21 protein-coding genes and 1 pseudogene are annotated in these 21464 nt (G+C 46.6%); 11 read left to right on the top strand and 11 right to left on the bottom strand.

Annotated elements, in window-relative coordinates; translation table 11 throughout:
* Positions 1–402 precede the first annotated feature (402 nt).
* Together LBCZ_RS00400 and LBCZ_RS00395 are read left to right on the top strand one after the other, a co-directional pair.
* Complete coding sequence (locus LBCZ_RS00400) at positions 403–1455, top strand: IS30 family transposase (RefSeq protein WP_039639785.1); 1053 nt, start codon at positions 403–405, stop codon at positions 1453–1455.
* A 210-nt stretch (positions 1456–1665) separates the two neighbouring features.
* Entirely contained in the window at positions 1666–2718 is a 1053-nt protein-coding gene (locus tag LBCZ_RS00395; RefSeq protein ID WP_010620018.1) for an IS30 family transposase, read from the top strand.
* A 139-nt stretch (positions 2719–2857) separates the two neighbouring features.
* Here the strand turns inward: LBCZ_RS00395 and LBCZ_RS14490 are convergent, their stop codons facing one another.
* From LBCZ_RS14490 to LBCZ_RS00380, 3 genes are all read right to left on the bottom strand, one after another.
* Entirely contained in the window at positions 2858–3553 is a 696-nt protein-coding gene (locus LBCZ_RS14490) for a hypothetical protein (protein WP_025013999.1), read from the bottom strand.
* A 328-nt stretch (positions 3554–3881) separates the two neighbouring features.
* A complete protein-coding gene (locus LBCZ_RS00385) occupies positions 3882–4184 on the bottom strand; it encodes a MazG-like family protein (RefSeq protein ID WP_025013998.1) in 303 nt (100 codons plus the stop codon).
* A complete protein-coding gene (locus tag LBCZ_RS00380) occupies positions 4181–5788 on the bottom strand; it encodes an ATP-binding cassette domain-containing protein (RefSeq protein WP_039638697.1) in 1608 nt (535 codons plus the stop codon). Before LBCZ_RS00380 ends, LBCZ_RS00385 begins: the two co-directional genes overlap by 4 nt.
* A 142-nt stretch (positions 5789–5930) precedes the next feature.
* Here LBCZ_RS00380 and LBCZ_RS00375 point away from each other — a divergent pair, with 142 nt between their 5' ends.
* A complete protein-coding gene (locus LBCZ_RS00375; RefSeq protein WP_041084701.1) occupies positions 5931–6992 on the top strand; it encodes an IS30 family transposase in 1062 nt (353 codons plus the stop codon).
* A gap of 193 nt (positions 6993–7185) precedes the next feature.
* Here LBCZ_RS00375 and LBCZ_RS00370 read toward each other — a convergent pair whose 3' ends face one another.
* Positions 7186–7410, bottom strand: coding sequence for a hypothetical protein (locus tag LBCZ_RS00370; RefSeq protein ID WP_025013475.1), 225 nt, complete (start codon positions 7408–7410; stop codon positions 7186–7188).
* A 249-nt stretch (positions 7411–7659) separates the two neighbouring features.
* Between LBCZ_RS00370 and LBCZ_RS00365 the strand changes: the two genes are divergently transcribed.
* The 7 genes and pseudogenes from LBCZ_RS00365 to LBCZ_RS00340 all read left to right on the top strand — a co-directional run bounded on the left by LBCZ_RS00365 (position 7660) and on the right by LBCZ_RS00340 (position 12264).
* The gene (locus LBCZ_RS00365) at positions 7660–8235 is read left to right on the top strand and encodes an IS66 family transposase (RefSeq protein ID WP_156129373.1); all 576 of its coding nucleotides are present in this window, start codon (positions 7660–7662) and stop codon (positions 8233–8235) included.
* 97 nt (positions 8236–8332) lie between these two features.
* Complete coding sequence (locus tag LBCZ_RS16255; RefSeq protein ID WP_225421693.1) at positions 8333–8776, top strand: IS110 family transposase; 444 nt, start codon at positions 8333–8335, stop codon at positions 8774–8776.
* Entirely contained in the window at positions 8773–9444 is a 672-nt protein-coding gene (locus LBCZ_RS16250) for a transposase (protein ID WP_225421692.1), read from the top strand. The genes LBCZ_RS16255 and LBCZ_RS16250 overlap by 4 nt, the downstream gene beginning before the upstream one ends.
* A gap of 361 nt (positions 9445–9805) precedes the next feature.
* Positions 9806–10276, top strand: coding sequence for an IS66 family transposase (locus LBCZ_RS00355; protein WP_404820095.1), 471 nt, complete (start codon positions 9806–9808; stop codon positions 10274–10276).
* A 403-nt stretch (positions 10277–10679) separates the two neighbouring features.
* Positions 10680–10989: pseudogene (locus LBCZ_RS16245) on the top strand (HigA family addiction module antitoxin).
* Positions 10990–11163: 174 nt separating this feature from the next.
* Complete coding sequence (locus LBCZ_RS00345; RefSeq protein WP_420805651.1) at positions 11164–11511, top strand: hypothetical protein; 348 nt, start codon at positions 11164–11166, stop codon at positions 11509–11511.
* A 144-nt stretch (positions 11512–11655) separates the two neighbouring features.
* The gene (locus LBCZ_RS00340) at positions 11656–12264 is read left to right on the top strand and encodes a helix-turn-helix transcriptional regulator (RefSeq protein ID WP_025013479.1); all 609 of its coding nucleotides are present in this window, start codon (positions 11656–11658) and stop codon (positions 12262–12264) included.
* A gap of 1 nt (position 12265) precedes the next feature.
* On the opposite strand, the gene LBCZ_RS00335 is transcribed toward LBCZ_RS00340, so the two are convergent.
* Together LBCZ_RS00335 and nrdD are read right to left on the bottom strand one after the other, a co-directional pair.
* Positions 12266–12970 (bottom strand): hypothetical protein, encoded by a 705-nt coding sequence (locus LBCZ_RS00335; protein WP_025013480.1) that lies wholly within the window; start codon positions 12968–12970, stop codon positions 12266–12268.
* 183 nt (positions 12971–13153) lie between these two features.
* Positions 13154–15337, bottom strand: a complete 2184-nt coding sequence (gene nrdD, locus LBCZ_RS00330; RefSeq protein WP_025013481.1) for an anaerobic ribonucleoside-triphosphate reductase — start codon at positions 15335–15337, stop codon at positions 13154–13156.
* 223 nt (positions 15338–15560) lie between these two features.
* On the opposite strand from nrdD, the gene LBCZ_RS16520 reads away from it, so the two are divergent.
* Positions 15561–15692: a hypothetical protein gene (locus LBCZ_RS16520; protein WP_263862758.1), complete on the top strand. Its 132-nt coding sequence runs from the start codon at positions 15561–15563 to the stop codon at positions 15690–15692.
* 117 nt (positions 15693–15809) lie between these two features.
* On the opposite strand, the gene LBCZ_RS00325 is transcribed toward LBCZ_RS16520, so the two are convergent.
* The 5 genes from LBCZ_RS00325 to LBCZ_RS00310 form a co-directional block, all read right to left on the bottom strand.
* On the bottom strand, positions 15810–16304 hold the full coding sequence (locus tag LBCZ_RS00325) for a hypothetical protein (RefSeq protein WP_025013482.1): 495 nt from the start codon (positions 16302–16304) through the stop codon (positions 15810–15812).
* A gap of 604 nt (positions 16305–16908) precedes the next feature.
* The gene (locus LBCZ_RS15910) at positions 16909–17052 is read right to left on the bottom strand and encodes a hypothetical protein (protein WP_156129374.1); all 144 of its coding nucleotides are present in this window, start codon (positions 17050–17052) and stop codon (positions 16909–16911) included.
* A 217-nt stretch (positions 17053–17269) separates the two neighbouring features.
* Positions 17270–17620: an ArsR/SmtB family transcription factor gene (locus LBCZ_RS00320; RefSeq protein ID WP_025013483.1), complete on the bottom strand. Its 351-nt coding sequence runs from the start codon at positions 17618–17620 to the stop codon at positions 17270–17272.
* Positions 17621–17686: 66 nt separating this feature from the next.
* Complete coding sequence (locus tag LBCZ_RS00315) at positions 17687–19540, bottom strand: heavy metal translocating P-type ATPase (RefSeq protein WP_039639743.1); 1854 nt, start codon at positions 19538–19540, stop codon at positions 17687–17689.
* A gap of 455 nt (positions 19541–19995) precedes the next feature.
* Positions 19996–21288 carry an adenylosuccinate synthase gene (locus tag LBCZ_RS00310; protein WP_025013484.1) on the bottom strand — a complete coding sequence of 431 codons (1293 nt, stop codon included), beginning with the start codon at positions 21286–21288 and terminating at the stop codon, positions 19996–19998.
* Between the last annotated feature and the right edge of the window lie 176 nt (positions 21289–21464).

The following is a 21464-nucleotide window of genomic DNA, read 5'->3' as shown; positions in this document are numbered from 1 at the left end:
CCGATCGTTACGAACTCACCGTGGTTTGGCACCGTGTTGGAGTAAGCACGGTTGGGGTTAGGAAAACAAGAGGCACTGCACATTCAAAAGCCTGCTCAGAGACGTTACAGAAGTCTGTTCAAACTGCAGAAGAACCGCCTAAAAAATCAAATAAAGTGTTTTTAAAGATTCATCGACATGGCTTTAAGATTTCCGAAATGCTCTCGCATAAAAGAGCATTATATGCTATATACCTAGCGTGAGGTGTCGATAGTTATGGAGAGTTTAACTGAAATCGAGCCGCGCATTTTAGAATCAAGTTAGCCACTGTCTCAAAATTTTTTGGACAATAAAAAACATCAAGAACAGATATCCTGTATCATTGAAGTTCCTACACAAACAATGGAAGAGGATATTGTCTTGATGCAGAAACAGGATAGCACACACCGCCAAAAAGGTCAGCACTTAACATCACTCGAGCGCGGAAAAGTGGCCGGATTCCGCCAAGCTGGGAAGTCCAATCGTTGGATTGCTGCTGAAATTGGCGTCTGCCCGCAGACCATTAATAATGAAATCAAGCGAGGTACAGTAGATCAGGTCAAGAAGAGTAATGGCAAGCGCGTCTACCATCGACAATACCTGCCAGAGGCTGCTCAGGTACGTTACGAGACTGCACGCTTGAGCTGTCATCGTCCTGACAAGTTCGCCAGCGTACAGGTCTTCTTAGCCTGGTACGTACAGCGAGCTAAGCAGGACAAATGGTCGCCGGATGCTTCAATCGGCTATGCCAAGCGACACAAGCTGTTTACTCCTGAAGAGCTTGTTTGTGCCTCGACTTTGTACCAGTACATTGACGACCAACGCCTAGAGATTCGAAATATCGACCTGTTGGAGAAGACTAAGCGGAAGACCTCTCACCAGCACCACACCAAGGCTAAGCGCCTGGCTGGCCGCAGTATCGAGGAACGGCCTAAGGTCGTTGAACGACGCAGGCAGTTCGGTCACTGGGAGATGGATACCATTGTCGGTAAACGCAATGGCAAGGAGAGCGTCATCTTGACTCTGATTGAGCGCAAGACCCGTTGCCAACTTCTCCGCTTGATCGAAGGACGAGATGCAGACTCTGTGAGCTATGCATTGCGTGGAATCAAGCGCGAATGGGGAGCTTGCATCAAGACCATCACAGCCGACAACGGACCCGAGTTCACCGCCTTAAATACTGCTTTTGCTGGGACGGAAACTGAGATCTTCTACGCCCATCCTTACACGTCCTGCGACCGTGGCACCAACGAGGCACATAACCGGATGATCCGCCAGGACTTCCCTAAGGGCATGTCCCTAGATGACATTAGCCCTAGTCAAGTGCAGGCCACGCAAGACCGCTTGAATCAGTTGCCTCGCAAACAACAGGGCTACTGCACACCCCAGCAAAACTTTGAGGCCGAAGCTCGGCGCGTTCGCCGCATGGCCCAGTAGTCTCTCTAGCGCCACAACTTCTATTTGATAACGGCCTGTTCTGGGATTGTCCTCAACGACTGGCTAACTTGTTCTTGCAATTTACGACCGCGCATTTTAGAATCAAGTTAGCCACTGTCTCAAAATTTTTTGGACAATAAAAAACATCAAGAACAGATATCCTGTATCATTGAAGTTCCTACACAAACAATGGAAGAGGATATTGTCTTGATGCAGAAACAGGATAGCACACACCGCCAAAAAGGTCAGCACTTAACATCACTCGAGCGCGGAAAAGTGGCCGGATTCCGCCAAGCTGGGAAGTCCAATCGTTGGATTGCTGCTGAAATTGGCGTCTGCCCGCAGACCATTAATAATGAAATCAAGCGAGGTACAGTAGATCAGGTCAAGAAGAGTAATGGCAAGCGCGTCTACCATCGACAATACCTGCCAGAGGCTGCTCAGGCACGTTACGAGACTGCACGCTTGAGCTGTCATCGTCCTGACAAGTTCGCCAGCGTACAGGTCTTCTTAGCCTGGTACGTACAGCGAGCTAAGCAGGACAAATGGTCGCCGGATGCTTCAATCGGCTATGCCAAGCGACACAAGCTGTTTACTCCTGAAGAGCTTGTTTGTGCCTCGACTTTGTACCAGTACATTGACGACCAACGCCTAGAGATTCGAAATATCGACCTGTTGGAGAAGACTAAGCGGAAGACCTCTCACCAGCACCACACCAAGGCTAAGCGCCTGGCTGGCCGCAGTATCGAGGAACGGCCTAAGGTCGTTGAACGACGCAGGCAGTTCGGTCACTGGGAGATGGATACCATTGTCGGTAAACGCAATGGCAAGGAGAGCGTCATCTTGACTCTGATTGAGCGCAAGACCCGTTGCCAACTTCTCCGCTTGATCGAAGGACGAGATGCAGACTCTGTGAGCTATGCATTGCGTGGAATCAAGCGCGAATGGGGAGCTTGCATCAAGACCATCACAGCCGACAACGGACCCGAGTTCACCGCCTTAAATACTGCTTTTGCTGGGACGGAAACTGAGATCTTCTACGCCCATCCTTACACGTCCTGCGACCGTGGCACCAACGAGGCACATAACCGGATGATTCGCCAGGACTTCCCTAAGGGCATGTCCCTAGATGACATTAGCCCTAGTCAAGTGCAGGCCACGCAAGACCGCTTGAATCAGTTGCCTCGCAAACAACAGGGCTACTGCACACCCCAGCAAAACTTTGAGGCCGAAGCTCGGCGCGTTCGCCGCATGGCCCAGTAGTCTCTCTAGCGCCACAACTTCTATTTGATAACGGCCTGTTCTGGGATTGTCCTCAACGACTGGCTAACTTGTTCTTGCAATTTACGATATTTCATATCTTCCCTCTGTTCATTGTTTTTGTTGTTATTCCGATCAGGTTCTAGAAGTTGATGATACCGTTATTTGGGTACGCATCGTGTTGATCCCACCATTTTGCAATATCGCCACCTGGAGACGATAAAGCAACTGCGAAATCAATTCCGGCGGCCAATGCTTTACTTCCAAGAAACTTGACGACAACATTCCTGACAACACTCTCCGCAGCATGTTTGCCAACATGACCAATAGCCGCTCCAAGGCCACCAGTACTTACACCTAGAGCGATCGCGATGGCTGTGTCAATTGCTGCACCCATCTGGGATACCGTAATACCAGCCCAAGCTCGTAACGAGACCCCATTACTAAAATTATCCGGAGCAATTGAATAATCGCCATTCAGCTGCTTATAGACACCATTTCGCAAGTATTCTTTCGACAGTGTCGGATACTTTACGGCCAACTCATTTACCAGAGCATCGATCTCACTAGCTGACAAGTTCTTTTTCGGCAAAGCTACATTCGCATTTTCACCAACGGCTGGTTGCAACGTAGATGCTGAATTTAGAAACTGTGTGATTTGTTCCGGCGACCAAGCACTCCAATCACTTGTAATGTCACCGGTGCCAGTTTTAGTGGCTACAGGAGGCGTTGTGTCAAAACCCGATGCCGCTGAGACAGCTGTAACGGACGGTGTGATAAATGCCAAAGCAATTGCACTAGAAGCAACCAACGTTGCTAATTTTGCCCTCAGTTTCATGTTTGTACCCTCCAAACATAGAAACGGGTTCACAAGATTACTCGTTATTTTTACGCATTAATAATACTTCCGAAAATTCCATAATGTCAACTAAAAAGCCGCTTACATATGTATCATGTGATTAGCCGGCTTTTGTTGTTTATTTCACAATTGCATTCTGCCTAAAAATAGCCGGGCAATCCGGTCAGAGTTATGGCACATGCCAACTTTGGTGTGCTACCAGATATTCACATCGCACCAATTTTAATTGACATTCAGGACGGATATCACTCATTGTGATTTCATACCGAATGATAAGGTATAAAGCTTACATCTCATTCAAAAGTCACTATTTATGTCGACCAACTTTGACCCCATTCTTATAAACACGAGTCTTATTGATCTTCACTTTGTTTACAACATCTCGCCCAAGATCTGTACCGACCATTTCGGCAATCCCCAGGAGAAAAATATTAACATCAGCAAGCTCTTCCTCAATGTTCGCATGGTCATTTTTAAGATACGCTCTGAAGAGTTCATTAACCTCTCCGTACAGGCAAAGCAATTCAAACTTAACATCCGTAGTATTAAAGCCATGGTTCTGTTTGTTCTCTATGATCTCTTTTTGTAACTGGCTTGTATCAACCTTCATTTTCCCACTCCTTTAACTTTTAAAACTACGTCATAGTCCTGAAGATTAGTCATTGTTACCTTGTGAGAAACTTCGGCAAATCCTCGTTTTAATGAAAAAAGGTAATCATGTACACGTTTGGAAAGTTCAACATCCAATGCAGACGTCACCTCATCCAGTAGTAAGTAACGTCTAGATAAAAGTAGAGCTCTTGCCAAAGCAACTCTCTGCTTTTCACCACCCGATAGAATAGGCGCTTGGCTTTCGTCAAATGAGGTATTGTTTCGTAGAACAACCTGATTGAGTTTAAGCACTTCTAGTACTTCTTTCAGTTGACCCCTATCAACTTCCTGACCCAAGACGATATTGTCTAACACAGTTCCTGGAAAAATTACCGGAAATTGTTCAACGTATAAAAAGCAAGCCGAATCATAGGCTAACTTTCTCCCATTCATCCATAAGGATACAGTGCCTGCTTCTGCTTTTTCAATACCGGCAATGGTTTTTAATAAAGTTGACTTCCCTACACCAGATGGTCCAACAATTAAAACCCTCTGCCCTATTTCTATACGATTCGATCCGTCTATTGAAAAACTAACCCCGGACGTATAATTAAACTGGGAACTTAAAATGTATGCATCAGGGCTCGATTCCTGACTATGAAATATCAACCCGGTCCTTAAAAATAACCTGGATTCCCTGAGCTTTTCAAGTTTCATAATTATGGGAAGGGCAGCATATCGATCAGACACAAGCTGTGTTATTTCTGAAATTGGATTAAACAAATTGTTAGCAATCTGAACCAACGTCATCAACGCAGACAATGATATTACATTTTTGGCCACCTCAATTGCCCCGATAAAAAAGGGTATGAATGATGAGAACAAGCACCCTGACAGAATAACAATTTTCCCAATTGTTTTAGTGGCTTTGGTCAACCTAGCATATTCATTCTCTGCAGCTCTTACTACGTTACCAGATCGTTTATATATAAAGTTCTGCGTTTGTAAGTCTCTAATGATCTGGGCTCCGTCTATGACCCTTTTAAAAAAGCCTGTGTATTCCTTATTTTTCTCCTGCCACTTGACTGAGCGATTCTTGATTGACGATCGAAACACTCTGGTAATAACGTATGGTATTGAGGCGGCTATGAAATATAGGACTGAAAGCAAGATGCTAATTTGAAGAGCTGCAATCACAGACACTATAAACGTCATAATATTTTGCAGCATATTTAGTTCAGTCGTTATCGCCGAATCCATATAGAACTTCAGATCATTAGTCAAAAAAGACAAGCCTATTTTCGTGCCTGAAGTCCCATCTACAATCCCTTGAATGGTCATATTGCGAACCTTAACCATGCAATCCCGTTCAAAGGTGGCCTTTAGTGAAACATTCCAAAACATCGACAGTGACAAAACCACAAATGCGGATAAATAAATAAAAGCTGTTCGTAGAATAGCCTCAGGCCCAGAGAATTTATTCATGGCCACGCTGGTAATAAACCCGATAATTAATGCAACCAGTAGATTAAACAATGAGTTGCCTAGCATTGTCAGTACAAGCATTAAAAGCTTGCCTTTACTACCGTACTTGACAATCTCAGGAGTCCACGAGTTTTTCATAACCAGTCTCTCTTTTATAATCGCGCGTTTTAAAATCAAGTTAGCCACTTTTATTACAAATTTGGGACAATAAAAAACATCAAGAACAGATATCCTGTATCATTGAAGTTCCAACACAAACAATGAAAGAGGTATTGTCCTGATGCATGAACAGGATATCACACGTCGTCAACCAGGTCATCATTTGTCTCAAATGGAACGTGGTAGAATTGCAGAACTTTACGCCACCGGCACCTCCAAACGCGAAATTGCTGCCAAAATTGGCGTCTGCCATCAAACCATCAATAATGAGATTGACCGAGGGACTGCCAAGCAGGCTAAGCGCATTAATGGCAAACTGATTTATCATACGGAATATAGTCCTGAAGCTGCTCAGACGCGCTATGAGACCGCACGTCTGAATTGTCATAGGCCGGATAAATTCGCCGCTACAAGCCACTTCCTGGCCTGGTATGTTAATCAGGCCAAGACTGAACACTGGTCGCCTGATGCAGCCGTTGGCGCCGCACGGCGAGCCAAGCTATTCACCCCTGAGGAGATGGTGTGCACAACCACTTTATATCGCTACATCGATGATCAACGCTTAGAAATTCGGAACATCGATCTCGTGGAGAAGGCAAATCGGCGGACCAAGCAACACAAGAGCACTAAGCATAAGCGCCTAGCCGGCCGCAGTATTGAGGAGCGTCCTAAGGCTGTCGAACGCCGCAAGCAGTTCGGACATTGGGAGATGGATACCGTTGTCGGGAAACGCAATGGCCGTGAGAGCGTCATCCTTAGCCTGATTGAGCGGAAGACTCGTTGCCAACTTCTCCGACTGATCGACGGCCGAGACTCGGACTCTGTGGAGTTTGCGTTACGAGAAATCAAGCTTGAGTGGGGTGACTGTCTGCGCACGATTACCGCAGACAATGGCCCGGAGTTCTCGACTCTGGATAAGGCCTTTGAGGACACAGATACAGACATCTTCTACGCGCATTCATACACCTCATGCGATCGCGGCTCCAACGAGGCCCACAATCGCATGATTAGACGTGACTACCCAAAAGACGAGTCGCTGGATGATGTTAGTCCCAGCCAGGTGCTGGCTACCCAAGACCGTCTTAACGGGCTTCCCCGGAGAAAGCTAGACTACCGTGGCCCCCAGGAGTGTTTTGAGACCGAAGTGCGCCGGACTCGGCGTTCAGCACAACACGTAAGCTAAACAATGAACCACTCATAAGATAACAGGCTGTTCTTGGGAGTGTCTCAACACCCCGGCTAACTTGTTCTTGCAATTTGGGTCTCTTTTATAATAATAATTCGGCAGCATTGACCTCAAGCAAATCGAATTCGGGATCTTCCTTCAACGTAAACAGGTAATTCTTAAGTTCATCATTCATTGCTTCATCCTCCAATTATGAGTTTCTAACTTCTGTCACAACATGCAGTAGCTTCGGCTGAATAGCATCAAAGAGATTTATTATCTCTTTATCAACGAGTTCCGCCGCGGAAAGCTTGTTTCTGATTGCTAATCGTTGTATCCACTTAACATTAAATACCGGAATCCCGTTTTCTCCAAGCTGATAGGCCATGTAGTTTTTAAGAACATCGAAGCACGAAATTACATCCTCGCTTTTCAACGCATCCTCCATCGAGGATTAATACTTCATATACCAATAGTACCTTATTTGCTTACGTACATCTATTGTCTTTAGAAAATCAATCACTTGTTGTACTGTTTCACTTGACCCATATATGCGTCCGGTTTGAAATCTAAGAAGTACTTTTAACGCATGAATATCCAGGAAAGGTTTGTTTTACGACGCCTTTTGACCTAATCGTTTAAGTGTAGCAATATCAATGAACTCCAAATCAGGTTCTTCACGTTGGTGGAACTAAATCAGGCCGTCTGGTCAAAGTTACGGGACTTCACTCAGACGATGATCGAAAAGTATCGCAAAAAGGTCTCGGCTAATCGTCAAGAGCAGGACTGGTTGGCGCTTGGACTTGAGTTATCACGGCAACAGATCACCAACTGGCACATCTTAGCATGCGACTTTGCTTTGCGCGATCTATATGACGTCATGCATGAAGCGCTGCTTAAACAGGATGTCATCCACGCCGATGAAACACCTTACAACGTCTTGGACAGTGAAAAGAGCAAAACCTACTTCTGGGTCTTCACTTCCAGTAAGGCATCGCCGGAGAAAGTCGTCCTTTATGAGCATGCGAATTCTCGCCAGTTCGCCGTTCCGGAGCGATTCCTCCGCGGCTACACCGGCTATCTCCAGACAGATGGATACGCTGCTTACGCCAAGCTGCCAGATGTCACGCGCGTAGCGTGCCTCGCCCAAATTCGCCGGAAATTTTTTGAAGCGATGGGTAAGCAAGGCATCGCCAAGAGCGCGGCCAAAGAAAGCTTCAAGTTCTGCCAAGACATGTTTGCGTTAGATAATATGAAGTGACCCCCTAGATTGTCGACTCGGGGATTTAGACTGATAATGGTGTTGTGTTAAAACGAACCATACAATCATTACCCCATGACAATAGGAGGTCACTCACATGGAAAGTATAGTTTACATCGGGATGGATGTCCATAAAGCCACTTACAGTCTATGCGCGTTAGACAAAGCAACGGGTGCGCTCTTAGCTGAGACCCAGTGCGCTTCAGAGCCAAAATTAGTCGAAAAATTTATTACCGGATTAGCTGAAGAACTGGATCCAGACACAAAATTCGTGACCGGGTATGAGGCTGGTATTTTAGGATATTCACTCTATCGTTCACTCAAAAACTTAGGCATTGACTGTATCATTCTGGCACCGACAACGATGTTTAGTTCTGCTAAGAACAAAATGGTCAAAAATGATTCAATGGACGCACGAATGATTGCCAAGAATCTTGCGGCTAATACGTATTGTGCCGTTTATGTCCCTGATGAAGCGGATAACGAGGTAAAAGAATTCATTAGACTACGTAAAATGATGAAAATGACCTCATTAGAGTGAAGCAGCAAATCGGCATGTTCCTTCTCCGTCAAGGATTGAAGTGTCCAGCATCAAGGTGGATGCTGGCCTATATGGATTGGCTAAAGAAAGTCCCATTGTCTCCGGTATTACGGTCAGTGCTTGACGAAATGACGCTTCAAAAATCTGAATTAGAGGAAAAGATTGCCCGCTACGACCAGACCATCGAGACGTTTGCGAACAGTGAACGTTACACCAAGCCCATTCACGCGTTGACAAGTATGAAGGGATTTAAAACCACAACTGCCATGACCATCCACATCGAGATTGCGGATTTTAAACGTTTCAAAACAGCTAAAGCGTTTATGTCTTACGTTGGGCTAAATCCGTCAGAACATTCAAGCGGCGATCATACCATCAAAGGGGGTATTTCGAAGCAAGGTAACAGTATCGTCCGCACAACCATCATTGAAGCCACACAGGGATTGGTCAAGGGCAGAATTGGGTACAAATCAAGAGCCCTAAAAGCACGCCAAGCAGGACAAGAATCAGCCGTTATTAGCTATGCCGATAAGGCAGGCGCTCATCTTCATCGCAAATTCACGCGGATGCTTACTCAAGGAAAATCATATAACGTGGCAATCGCCGCAGTCGCCCGAGAACTCGCTGGATTTATCTGGGGTATGGAAACTGGCAATATCAACTACTGATCACCGAAGCGCAATTGAGCCCGAAGATTCAAACAACAAAGATGACAGCAAGAAGTATCAAGGATTAAAGCGTCACGATATTGTCGCTGGTAGCAACAAGCGTCAGAATTCAACGGTCTGGCTATTTACGAGCGTTCTATTTTGGCACAGGCTCGCCCTGGGTATGGCCATATCTAGAGACAAAGAGTTTGTGATCCACGACTATAGATTCTAAAGCCTTCGACAGGACCATTAACCTGGGGTAGCCAATCCCCGTATAACAGAGTGGTTAAATGTCGAGAGACAACGGAATTCTGGAGCTTGTTAGTGCCAACGACAATATCGAAAATCTTATAAAGATGGGGTTGACAGGGGTCACTTCATAACAGAACGCAAATGGACCGATCTGACACCGGAAGTCCGGTGCCAAAAACGTCAGGCGAAGCTCAAACCGTTGATTGCGAAGTTTTATACCTGGTGTGCCAGCATCGATGCCCTGCCACAATCAAAGTTAGGTAGAGCCATTGCGTATGCTTGCGATCAACGTGAAGCCTTTGAACATGTTCTACTCGACGGCCGCTTGGAGATCTCAAATAACCGCGTGGAACGAGCCGTCAAAGAACTCGTCATCGGCCGGAAGAACTGGCAGTTTTCGAAGAGTTTCAAAGGCGCTCAATCTAGCGGTATCATCCTCAGCGTTATGCGATCGGCCGAGGCCAACGGACTCGATATCCGGAAGTATCTTGAGTATCTGTTTACCGAACTACCAAACCTCCCAGTTCCCGGAGATCACGAAGCCCTCCAGGATTATTTGCCATGGTCGCCACAGATTCAAGCAAAATGTGCTCGCTAAAACTTGCATAAAAGCCAACGGCTCCGGCATTCCTTACAGCATAAGGGACCCCGGAGCCGTTTTAAATGTACCCTACAATCGTGCGCTTACCATTGGTGGAATGGACGGCGGTAATCCTACGGTTGCCATCCACCCACACGCCTGTCCGTCGCAGCAGGCGAAAAAAATAGCCGTATCCCACGCCTGGGATACGGCTATTGTGCTGTCATGTTTTTAGACTTAACTTCCTTATCAATATAGTCATTATAGCACGACATCAGAAAAAAGTTTACCGAAAAGGTGCAGATCAGTAATCGGAGTGTTTCTTATTGCTTTAGTTTCTCCGCTACGCTTATAATCATTTGAGACACTAGAAGCTTCAACTTTTATCACTTTATTACGATATTTATCAAAAAGGAGTACCATGAGGAAAATCCCAACACCAAAAATTAGCGAGATTTTAAAGCAAGAGTTCATGCTCCCATTCAATCTGTCTGCGTACTCCCTAGCCAATTCCCTTGGCATCCCGACCTCGCATATTCAAGAGATCACTTGATCACCGGCAGATTACGGCCGACACCTCAATTCGTTTAGGTCGTTTCTTCGGGGTATCGGACAGGTATTTTCTCAACCTTCAAACTGATGTTGAATTCAGGAATGCTGAAGAAGATCACAGAAATGAGTACAATGCCATTCGTAAGTATCAAATCCGCGATCAGAGAGTTGATGACTAGTTTTTCAGTAACTTCTTTACTTAGGGCATTGCGGCTTTTAGGCTATCCTTAGTTGCTATCTGATTCGGCGAAATCGCAAATTATTGACAGTTGATTAAAAGCGCTTTTACAATAGCAATGTCTTTAAAAGAAAAAGATTTTTTTAAAATAACGTCATGGTCATTAGAAAAGTAGATGGTGGCAATCATGGTATCAAAGGACGAAGTAGTTCAAGCAATGGAACGTCTCAATAACGCATTGGCAGAATCTCATCCCAATTCCGAAACAGCACGGTATGTGCGACAAGCATTGAAAGATTTGACGAAAAGTGACGGTGTTGCTTTTACCGGTACACTTCAAACATTCTTCAACATGGCACCTAGCATCAAAGTATCTGACAACTTTGCATTTAGCGAAACAGAAAGGGAACTGTGGGACAAAGTCTTTTCTTTCAAACAACTTGGCAATAACCTCTGGGGCGCGCATCTTTACACAGAACCTTGTCATACTGCTGATCGGCTCACAAGATTGTGGCATCTATAATCTTGTGAGCCGTTTTTGTGTTGTTTAAACCAGCATTTCCCGGGCAATAATTACTTGTCTCGAATGACGAGCTTGTGCGGATGCTTATCTTCCTTGTGATTTCCGATGGCGTCTGCCACAATCAGACCAAGCGAGGTGAACAATTTGAATTTTTCAAAGCAGCTTCAACAAATCCGCACTGCCCATCATATGACTCAAGCCGAACTTGCCCATGATCTTAATGTCTCACGTCACACCGTCTCCAACTGGGAAAATGAGCGCAACTTGCCTGACTTGGAGATGGTCACCCGCATTGCCCGGATATTTGACGTCTCCCTTGATCATCTTATTCTGGATAATCCACAGTTGAAGAAGAAATTGATCAAAGATAGTACGGTCAATCATTGGCAAACTGTGATGGCTGTCTTAACCACAGTTGTTGCCATTCTGATTGGCATGGCAACAACGACGCTTTTTGGATTCTACCCACACTGGCTGACGCAAGCCATCTGGTGGTTACTTACTGGCACCACTTTAATTTGGGGACATTTTATGGCCCCAAAAACAGTCGACATCTTCGCCGACTGGTCAGTTTTATCCCGCCGGCTCACTGCACTTGGCTTCAGCTTACTTGGTCTCACACTTTTAATCACGGGATTGGCCATTGTCTGGTATCGCGGTATTAGCCTTGACATCATTTTGGTTATTGTCGGGAGCCTGTTCATGCTGATCCTAACAAAACCAATTTGGCCGCAACATCAGCATGCCAAGTAAATCAGGATCCCCGATACACTTTCTCGGTCGTCCAATCGCCATCCATACTCTCAAGCGTGACCACTATCTGCTTGACCGGATGATAGATGCGCTTGGCCTGCGCCTTAGGAATCATTAAAGCGGCGGTGAACGTTTTAGAAGGATTGACAAAGCCCAGTCGCGTGTAATTCCGGTCTTTTAACCAAAAACGATAACCGATTAAAGCAGCGTGGTCACCCGTGCGTGTTGTCCCTGTGTAGCGATAAATCATACCCTGCCATTTAAAATAAACGCTGTTGGCATTCCGCCCCAAATAAGTCACAGGGGCAATGACTTGCCGGTGTGCATACATAGGCAATGTTTTGAAAGCTGGATACTCATTTAGTCCTTGGTATGCCTCAATGGCGCTATCAGGAACTGGCACAAGTCGGAAAAAAGAGGCTTTTTTGACTCGTATTTGGGGCGTAATCTGCTTGGCCCACTGATTGAACTGGACATTCGCGGCGCTGGTTGTCCGAACCCAGCTGTACCTGGCCAGCCCAAGACAGATGAAAATAAACGGTACAATAACTGCCCATTTCCATTTCAGTCGATTCGGAACATAAACGCCAATGATCACAAGATGATTCACAATGAGTAAAATGACAACGATAGCGAAAAATAGCCAGCCATTGTTCCATTGCTCGGCTGACTGCCACTGACTGGCGGTAAATGCATTGGCAACCATGCTGCACCTCCCGACTCGTTTGTCTTCCTCAAAATAGCGCTTCAATCTAACAATTAATTGCTTTGCATTTTACACGCAGTCAAATAAAATAAAAAGTCGCAGGTCTCATTTCAGCCAACATAAAACGGCGATCGCAGGAAACTTCTCGCGATCGCCGTTTTACTATGCTGTTACTATTTCATCTTACTTGTCACGCCGGTTAGCCACTTGATTCAGGCTGAACGTGATATGTTTCTTTCGGTGGATAATTTCTTCCTGACGACCGTGAACCATCGGCCGCTTGTTTGGATTGCCGAGGTAGCCGCAGAGGCGCTTGACCACGTCGCAGGTTGCCGGATCGTGGTTGCCGCATTCCGGGCATTCATAACCTTTCGCGGTCGCCGTGAATTCACCTTTGAAGCCGCATTTGAAGCATTGATCGATCGGCGTGTTGGTGCCGAGATAACCGATCTTGTCGTAGGCATAGTCCCAAACTGCCTCAAGTGCTTTCGGATTCTGTTTCAGGTTCGGATACTCACAGTAGTGGATGAAGCCACCGGCACTATACTGCGGGTAATCCTTTTCAAAATCGAGTTTCTCAAACGGAGTCGGTGATTTGCGAACATCGTAATGGAAGCTGTTGGTGTAATATTCCTTGTCCGTAATATCTTTGACGATCCCGAATTTCTTGGTATCGTCGCGGCAGAAGGTATCGGTCAGAGATTCGCTCGGCGTGCCGTAAACCGAAAAATGATAGCCGTACTGCTTTTCCCAGGCTTTGCAGTGATCGTCCAACGCCTTGACGATTGAAACGGAAAACGCCTTGGCTTCGGGATTCTTTTCCCATGCTGAACCATAGAAAACCGTGCCGACTTCGTATAAGCCGATGTAACCAAGCGATACCGTGGCGCGGCCGTTTTTGAATAGGTCATCGACGCTGTCTGTGTCAGCCAAACGCTTGCCAAATGCGCCGTACTTGTAGAGAATCGGGGCACTTTCCGGCGTCGCCTGTTTGGTGCGCTCGATCTTATACAGCAGGCCTTCCTTGCAAATACGCATCCGTTCTTCAAAAATCTTCCAGAACTTGTCCTTGTCGCCTTTGGACTCCATGGCAATCCGCGGCAGATTGACCGTGATCACCCCAAGGTTCATCCGGCCGGCGTTGACTTCTTTGCCGGTCTTGGGATCGGTCCAGCCTTGCAAAAAGCTGCGGCAACCCATGGGCGCTTTGAATGAGCCGGTCAGCCGCTTGATGGTATCGTACGACACCACATCCGGGTACATCCGCTTGGTGGCACATTCGATGGCCAGCTGCTTGATATCATAGTTGGGATCTTCCGGGTTGAGGTTCAATCCGCGTTTCAACGTGAAGACCAGCTTCGGGAAAATCGCGGTACGTCGCTCTTTACCCAGACCGAGAATCCGAATCTTCAGAATATCTTTTTGAATTTCCCGTTCGATCCAGCTGGTACCCAAACCAAAGCCAACGGTGACAAAAGGCGTCTGTCCTTGCGTCGAATAAAGGGTGTTGACCTGATATTCCAACGTTTGCAAGGCATCATAAATATCCTTCTTGGTCTGCTTCACAGCCAACGCTTTCAATTGGGCCGGATCATCAATCACATCGCCGAATTCCTTTAGATGTTTCTGATAATTTTTCTCGGCAAACGGGGCCAGCACCTGATCCGTGCGATCACTGGAGCAGCCGCCATATTGGCTGGAAGCCACATTCGCGATAATCTGGGTCATCTGGGTCACAGCCACCTGAATCGAGTGGGCCGGCTCCACTTCGGCGTTACCGATGCAAAAGCCATGATTCAACATGTAGTCAAAATCAATTAAGCAGCAGTTGGTTTCTGCCATAAACGGGGTGTAATCAAGGTCATGCCAATGAATATCGCCACGCAGATGGGCATTGGCCACAGCTGGCGGCAACATTTTCAGCCCGACCGCCTTAGCCACAGCACCGGCAGTGAGATCGCGCTGGGTCGAGAACACGCGGCTATCCTTATTGGCATTCTCGTTCACCACGCTCTTGTCGCGATTGACAAGCTTCGCCACATTGTAATTGACATCTTGCTTCTGCTTACGCGCCAAATCCCGCTTCAGCCGATATTGCGTATACGCCTCGGCCCAGTCATACTTCTCGGCTGCAATCAGCGTCTGCTCAACCACCGTCTGAACCTCGGCGATTTCAACATCATCATGATAGCGATCGCGAATTTTAGCCGTCACCGTATCCGTCAAGTGATCAATCGTCAGCACATCACTGGGTGACAGCTCTGCCACGCTCTCCGCCGCCTTTGTAATCGCGGTGCTAATCTTGCTCGCATCAAAATCAACGATGCGCCCGTCTCGTTTCTTGATTTGTGTATAAAATTCAATCATGGCTAATCCCCCAGTACACTGACTTGTTCCGTTTGCATCAATACATATAGTATACAGGATTTTTCTTCAAATGAAAGCACTAAACCACTAAATTTGGTGGGCAATGGTACAATACTATACATGATATAGTGGTTTTGCATCATTTGATTGTCAGCGATCGATTTTTAAAATAACGGCTCATCCGTCTCAGAACATAACAAACTCGCATAGCTGCGGCTTTATCGTGTCATCAAAAAAGGCGGCCGTTCCGCAAGACGATCATTCATCGTCCTGCAAACCGGTCGCATCTCGTTTTAAAGCCCGCGATAGTCCTGATTTGATGCTGCTTGGCAAACCGTTCAACGCCGTCAACTGAAAGTTAGCCCACACCGGCTGGATTCAGGATCACAAGCTCAAAAGCTTCGGATCAATTTTCTTTCTCAGCTTGCGCATAAATAAAGTCAGAATTCAAACAGTCTATACATTTTTTTAATTATCCCAACTGTCTTTTTTCATCAAGTCTTGTATGCAGTTGTAAAAGTGCAAATCTGGCAATCGGCTTTGCGATACACATTTCAACGAATAATGAAATAGCAAAGTTTCTGGGCCACTTATAGAAAAACATCTGTATCGGTTCTAAGGTGATCGCGCGTGTCCCAATCCATGTTCCGATTACAGTCAGAAAAACAGACATCATCAATACTGTACATAAAATATTCACGACAATATGAGAGCGGAAACTGTCGTCTTTCGCCGCAATCAGAGCTGTCATTTTTTCTGCCGGTATATAAGTAATAAGCACAATAGCAATCACACTCAGCCAGATAAACGGAAGTATCGTCAGTACGTCTCGCCACACATAAAGGTGAAATCCTGACTCAAAACAGGTAATAAGCGGCGCGATAATATTTACAGATACAATAGAAACAATCCCCATAAATAGTGCAAATTCTTTTTTGTTACGTGGTAATTTCATGTAAAAATCCATCTTTATACTTCCTCCTAAAATCAAAAAGTGCAATAGAAAAACGGCTCAGATAATACAAGATTTCCGATATTCGAGACGCTTTGGCAAAAAATCCGACAAACAAAAAACAACGTAGAAACATCAAAATTCTATGCTGTCCGCTGTTTGACTCCTTAATTCTACCAAAGGTTTTCTTCTATTGTCAATTAAAAGATCAATTCGAATGTTTTCCGAATATCGGTGTATTGTATTTCCCATATAATGAATAACTGGGTCGCCATCCCCTCGTTCTCACGAGATGATTTTATGGTTTATATGATTTTCCTCTAGATGCTCCTTATGTTTCTTTACTTCTCCATATAATTGCCTTGATGACATATTCATGGTCATAATCCTCTTTCAAAAGGAAATGCAAGATCTGTGTTGAATACACGCCGATTTAGTCTTTTTCATCTCATTCCTCCCACACCTTTAATAGCTATATTTTAACGCAGCATTTTATTTCTCGTAAGTTTTAATTTTGTTTTTTTGCGTTTGTAGATCTATACGAGTCGGTCTTTGTGCGGTATCTTGCAGCATCATAATATGTTCTTTTATATGCAAAAAGGTATTTCATGAGTTGTTTCTAATGTCCTTCTGCTCGGGGAACTTCTGGGTCCCACGTTGAAACTAACGCCTTCAAACTACCAATAAAATCTGCCAAAACCTGCTGGGTAATGCCCGTCTGTTTCCCATAAGTGCTGATCACAGCCCCCGCATTGATTACCATTTGGCCTCCTCTTTTCTGGCTTCTATTCTCACTGTAAGGGCGCACATCATCGCTATATATCGAGGCTCTGTAAACTTAGGGCCGTTAAAGTCAACCATCAAGATACTTTTGGGTAACAAAAAAGCCCCAGACAAAGACCTTCGTTTGAAGGCATTTGTCTGAAGCTGCTGATTTGTTTCAACTTTATACTTGACTAGTTGTTCCGAGGCTCTAACGGTCAGCTAATTTGCCCATGCTGCTTCTCTTCTATATGCGCCTTAGTCAGCTCATAAATCTCCAAAACATGGTCATCGACCAAGTGGTAATAAATCTGCTTGCCCGAGCGATCGCCCACAACGAGGCGCGTCTGTTTCAAAATTCGCAGCTGGTGCGACACGGTGGATTGGCCAAGATCTAACATAGCCGCAAGCTCGTTGACCGTGATGGGACCTTTGGCAATGGCCAAAATAATCCGCATCCGGGTAGGGTCACTCATGGTTTTAAAGACTTCGAGGATATCACGTAAGCCCTCATCGTCGGGAATGTCACTGTTGCTGGCGGCAGTTGTATGAACATCATTGGTTGTCATCTGCATGGCTCCTTACGATACTTAAGGCCATTTTAGCAGACTTTTGCATCGAAGGCGGTTTTTGCCTTAAGGTTTCTGCGGCAACAATAAACGCAACCCGTTTAAAATCACAACCAAGGTACTGCCTTCATGGAAAACAACGCCCCAGGCAATGTTAGTGAGTTGCAACACGTTCAAAGTGACCAACATCACCACGACTGCCATTGAGAATAGCAGGTTTTCAATCACAATCCGGTTCATTTTGGCGGACAAGCGGTGGGCAAAGGCCAAGCGGGACAGATCATTCTTTACCAACACCACATCGGCCACGTCAATGGCCACGTCCGTACCGGAGCCCATGGCGATACCCACTTCGGCATTGGCCAACGCCGGGGCATCATTCACGCCATCGCCGACCATCGCAACCGGTCGCATCTTTTCCTGCAACTGTTTGACGATGGAGACTTTTTGCTCTGGCATCACATCGGTCACAACTTGTTCGATGCCCAAATCGGCGGCCACTGCTTCGCCGGTTTGCTTGCCATCCCCGGTAATCATCACCGGCTGAATGTCATGGTGCTTCAAGTAAGCAATCGCGGCTTTGGCACTGCTTTTAGCTTGATCCATTAAAGCGATTAGACCAACAACTTGCTGATCAATGGCCACCAATACCACGGTTTTCCCTTGCTGTCCTAGCACCTTGGCACGCTGTCGAAAAATCGGATCGACATGCGTGAACCGCTGCGGCTTGCCGATCGTGTAAGTGTGCCCTTGATACTCGGCGGTCAGCCCTTTGCCGACTTCATTGTGCACGGATTCAAGCACCAAACTACTTGCCGGAAAATGCGCTACAATCGCCGTCGCCAGCGGGTGGTTACTTTGTTTCTCCATCGCAGTGATGATCGCCTTTAGTGCTGCCTGATCCACATGCGGCGCAAACTCACTGTTGGTCACCACCGGCCGGCCTTCTGTCAACGTCCCGGTTTTATCAAACGCAATCGCTTTAAGCTGGGTTAAATTCGCCAGATAACTGCCACCTTTGAAAAATACCCCATGACGAGCCAAGTTCGAGATGCCCGATAGCGTTGCCGGGACAGCGCTGGCTGCCAAAGCACATGGCGACACCGCCACCAAGAAGACGATGGTTCGATAAACACTGGTCATCCACGACCAATGCAGCAAGAACGGCCCTGCTAAGAAAACAATCGGCAGCGCCGCCAAGACTGCTTTGACGTAAATCGGTTCGAACCGCTGAATGACACTCGCCATTTTGGTCGGCGACTGTTGCGCCGCCTGAACCATCTGGATAATTTTGGCGAAGACCGTTTCGTCGCTTTTCTTCGTCACGCGCATGTCAAACGTTGATTGGCCGTTAATCGTCCCACCAAACACTTCATCGCCGACCTGCTTCTCCCGCGGGATACTTTCGCCGCTGATCGCCGATTCATCCAAACTCGCCGTTCCGGCAACAATCACGCCGTCTGTCGGCACCTGGGCCCCGTTAAGGATCTGCAGGCGATCGCCAATTTCAAGTTCAGCAACTGGCACAACTTCAAACTCGCCATCATGTCCATAGCGTCGGGCCTCAAGTGGTGCCATTGCCAAAAGTGCGGTAATCTCTTTGCGGCTTTTATTCTCCACATATTCCTCAAGAAAATGGGCACCAGCAAAAATCAGAATCAGCATCGCTGCTTCTTCAAAGCTGCCAATCGCAATCGCCCCGATCGCGGCCAAAGCCATGAGAATATGAATGTTCGGCGAAAAGCGATGCTGCGCTTTTGAAGCCTGAATCGTTTCAACCACGCCTTCCGCAATGACGTGATAACCGGCAACCACAGCCGCTAAAATAAGCAACGTCGCCCGCGGCAATGGCTGACTGATCCATAAACCGCCGATAAAAGCAATAACACCAAATAAATACAAGCCAATCGCTTTCGTCATATCGAATCATAGCCACCTTTATATTTTATGTTCATATGAGCATTTGTTCATATGTTACTTTGAATATACCGGCTTCTGGCATTGATGTCAATTGGAATTTTTAGGGGATTTGAAAGATTACGCAGGGGTATATAAAAAAGGCGAATGAACTTTCATCTGCACGACAGATGGCATTCATTCGCCCTTCGTTTTCGTATAGGTAATTTGTCATCGCGTTGAAACCCTAGTGCCAAGGCGGAGCAATCGGAGGCCAGAGGGGGCTCAGCTGTGAAATTGTCCTTGCCGGGGCGGTTTTCCCCGGTTAGGACAAGGCCAGACTTTGAAATCGCGGTTTTTGCGAGTTCAAAGCTGTGCCCTCCGCTCTAGCTTCGCGTCGCCAGCCCCAAACCGCCGGAGATTGCGCAGTTTGGCACGGCAAGCAACTCTTAGCCTACCAACATTCCGAAGTACTTCGTTTACTCAACCTTATCCCAAACATTCGCAATCACATTTGTCTGATCACGATCCGGGCCAACGGAGAAGGTCAACAGATCAACGCCAAGCAATTCAGTAATCCGCTCAACATAATGCCGCGCATTTTCCGGCAGTTCCGCCAGCGTTTTGGCATGGGTGATGTCTTCCTTCCAGCCAGGCAACTCTTCATAAACCGGCTTGCATTCACTCAGGAACTTCAGCGATGCCGGATAATTCTCGATTCGTTCGCCATCACGTTCGTAAGCCACACAGATTTTGACCGTGTCCAAGCCCGTCAGCACATCAATCGAATTCAGGCACAAATCAGTAATGCCCGCAACCCGGCGTGAGTGGCGAACCACAACAGCGTCAAACCAGCCAATCCGCCGCGGCCGGCCGGTAACCGTACCGAACTCATGACCGGCATTGCGAATAAAGTCGCCAGTGTCATCCAGTAATTCAGTCGGGAACGGCCCATCGCCAACCCGTGATGTATACGCCTTGGCAACACCGACCACCCGATCGATCTTGGATGCCCCGACACCGGCACCCACGGTCACACCGCCAGCAGGGTTCGATGACGTCACAAACGGATACGTCCCTTGGTCAATATCCAGCATGATGCCTTGTGCACCTTCAAAAAGAACATGTTCACCCTTATCAATCGCATCGTTCAAGACAATTGACGTGTCGCAAACATATTGCTTGAGTTGCTGGCCGTAGTTGTAATATTCCTCAAAAATATCATCAAATGCCATTGGTGTGCTGTCATAGACTTTGACGAATTCTTCATTTTTGGCCTTCAGGTTAGCCTTCAATCGTTCTTCAAAAATTTCTTTATCAAGCAGATCCGCCATCCGAATCCCGACACGGGCCGCTTTGTCCATATAGGCCGGTCCGATGCCGCGATTGGTGGTGCCAATTTTGTCGGCACCCTTGGCAGCCTCTTGTAACTTATCAAGTTTGATATGGTAAGGCAAAATAACATGGGCGCGATCCGAAATCCGTAAGTTTTCACCCGTCACCCCTTGCTCAGCAAGACGGGCCAGTTCGCCGACCAGACTCTTAGGGTTGACGACAACACCATTACCGATCACAGATAGTTGATGCGGATAAAGAACCCCAGACGGAATCAAGCGCAGTTTGTAAACCTGGCCGTTAGCATGAATCGTGTGGCCAGCGTTGTCGCCACCTTGGTAACGGCTTACCACCTTGGCGCCTTGGCTCAGGAAATCGGTAATCTTCCCTTTACCTTCGTCGCCCCACTGTGTGCCGACAATAACTACAGTTCCCATTTATCGATCGCTCCTCACGGATTAGTGCGGGATTCGCCCGCCATTTCGTAGTCTAACAGGATCGGTGAGGGAAGACAAGTAAAATACGAACTTTATCCTTTTATTTCCTTCCTTATCTTTAAAAATACGAACAATTATATCAAATGGCAGCATTTATTCAGCTGAATCCGAAAATA

It is taken from the genome of Lacticaseibacillus casei DSM 20011 = JCM 1134 = ATCC 393 (assembly GCF_000829055.1).
GTDB classification, from domain to species: Bacteria; Bacillota; Bacilli; order Lactobacillales; family Lactobacillaceae; genus Lacticaseibacillus; species Lacticaseibacillus casei.
The sequence above is the reverse complement of the archived record's forward strand: the minus strand, read 5'-3'. Positions and strand labels throughout refer to the sequence as shown.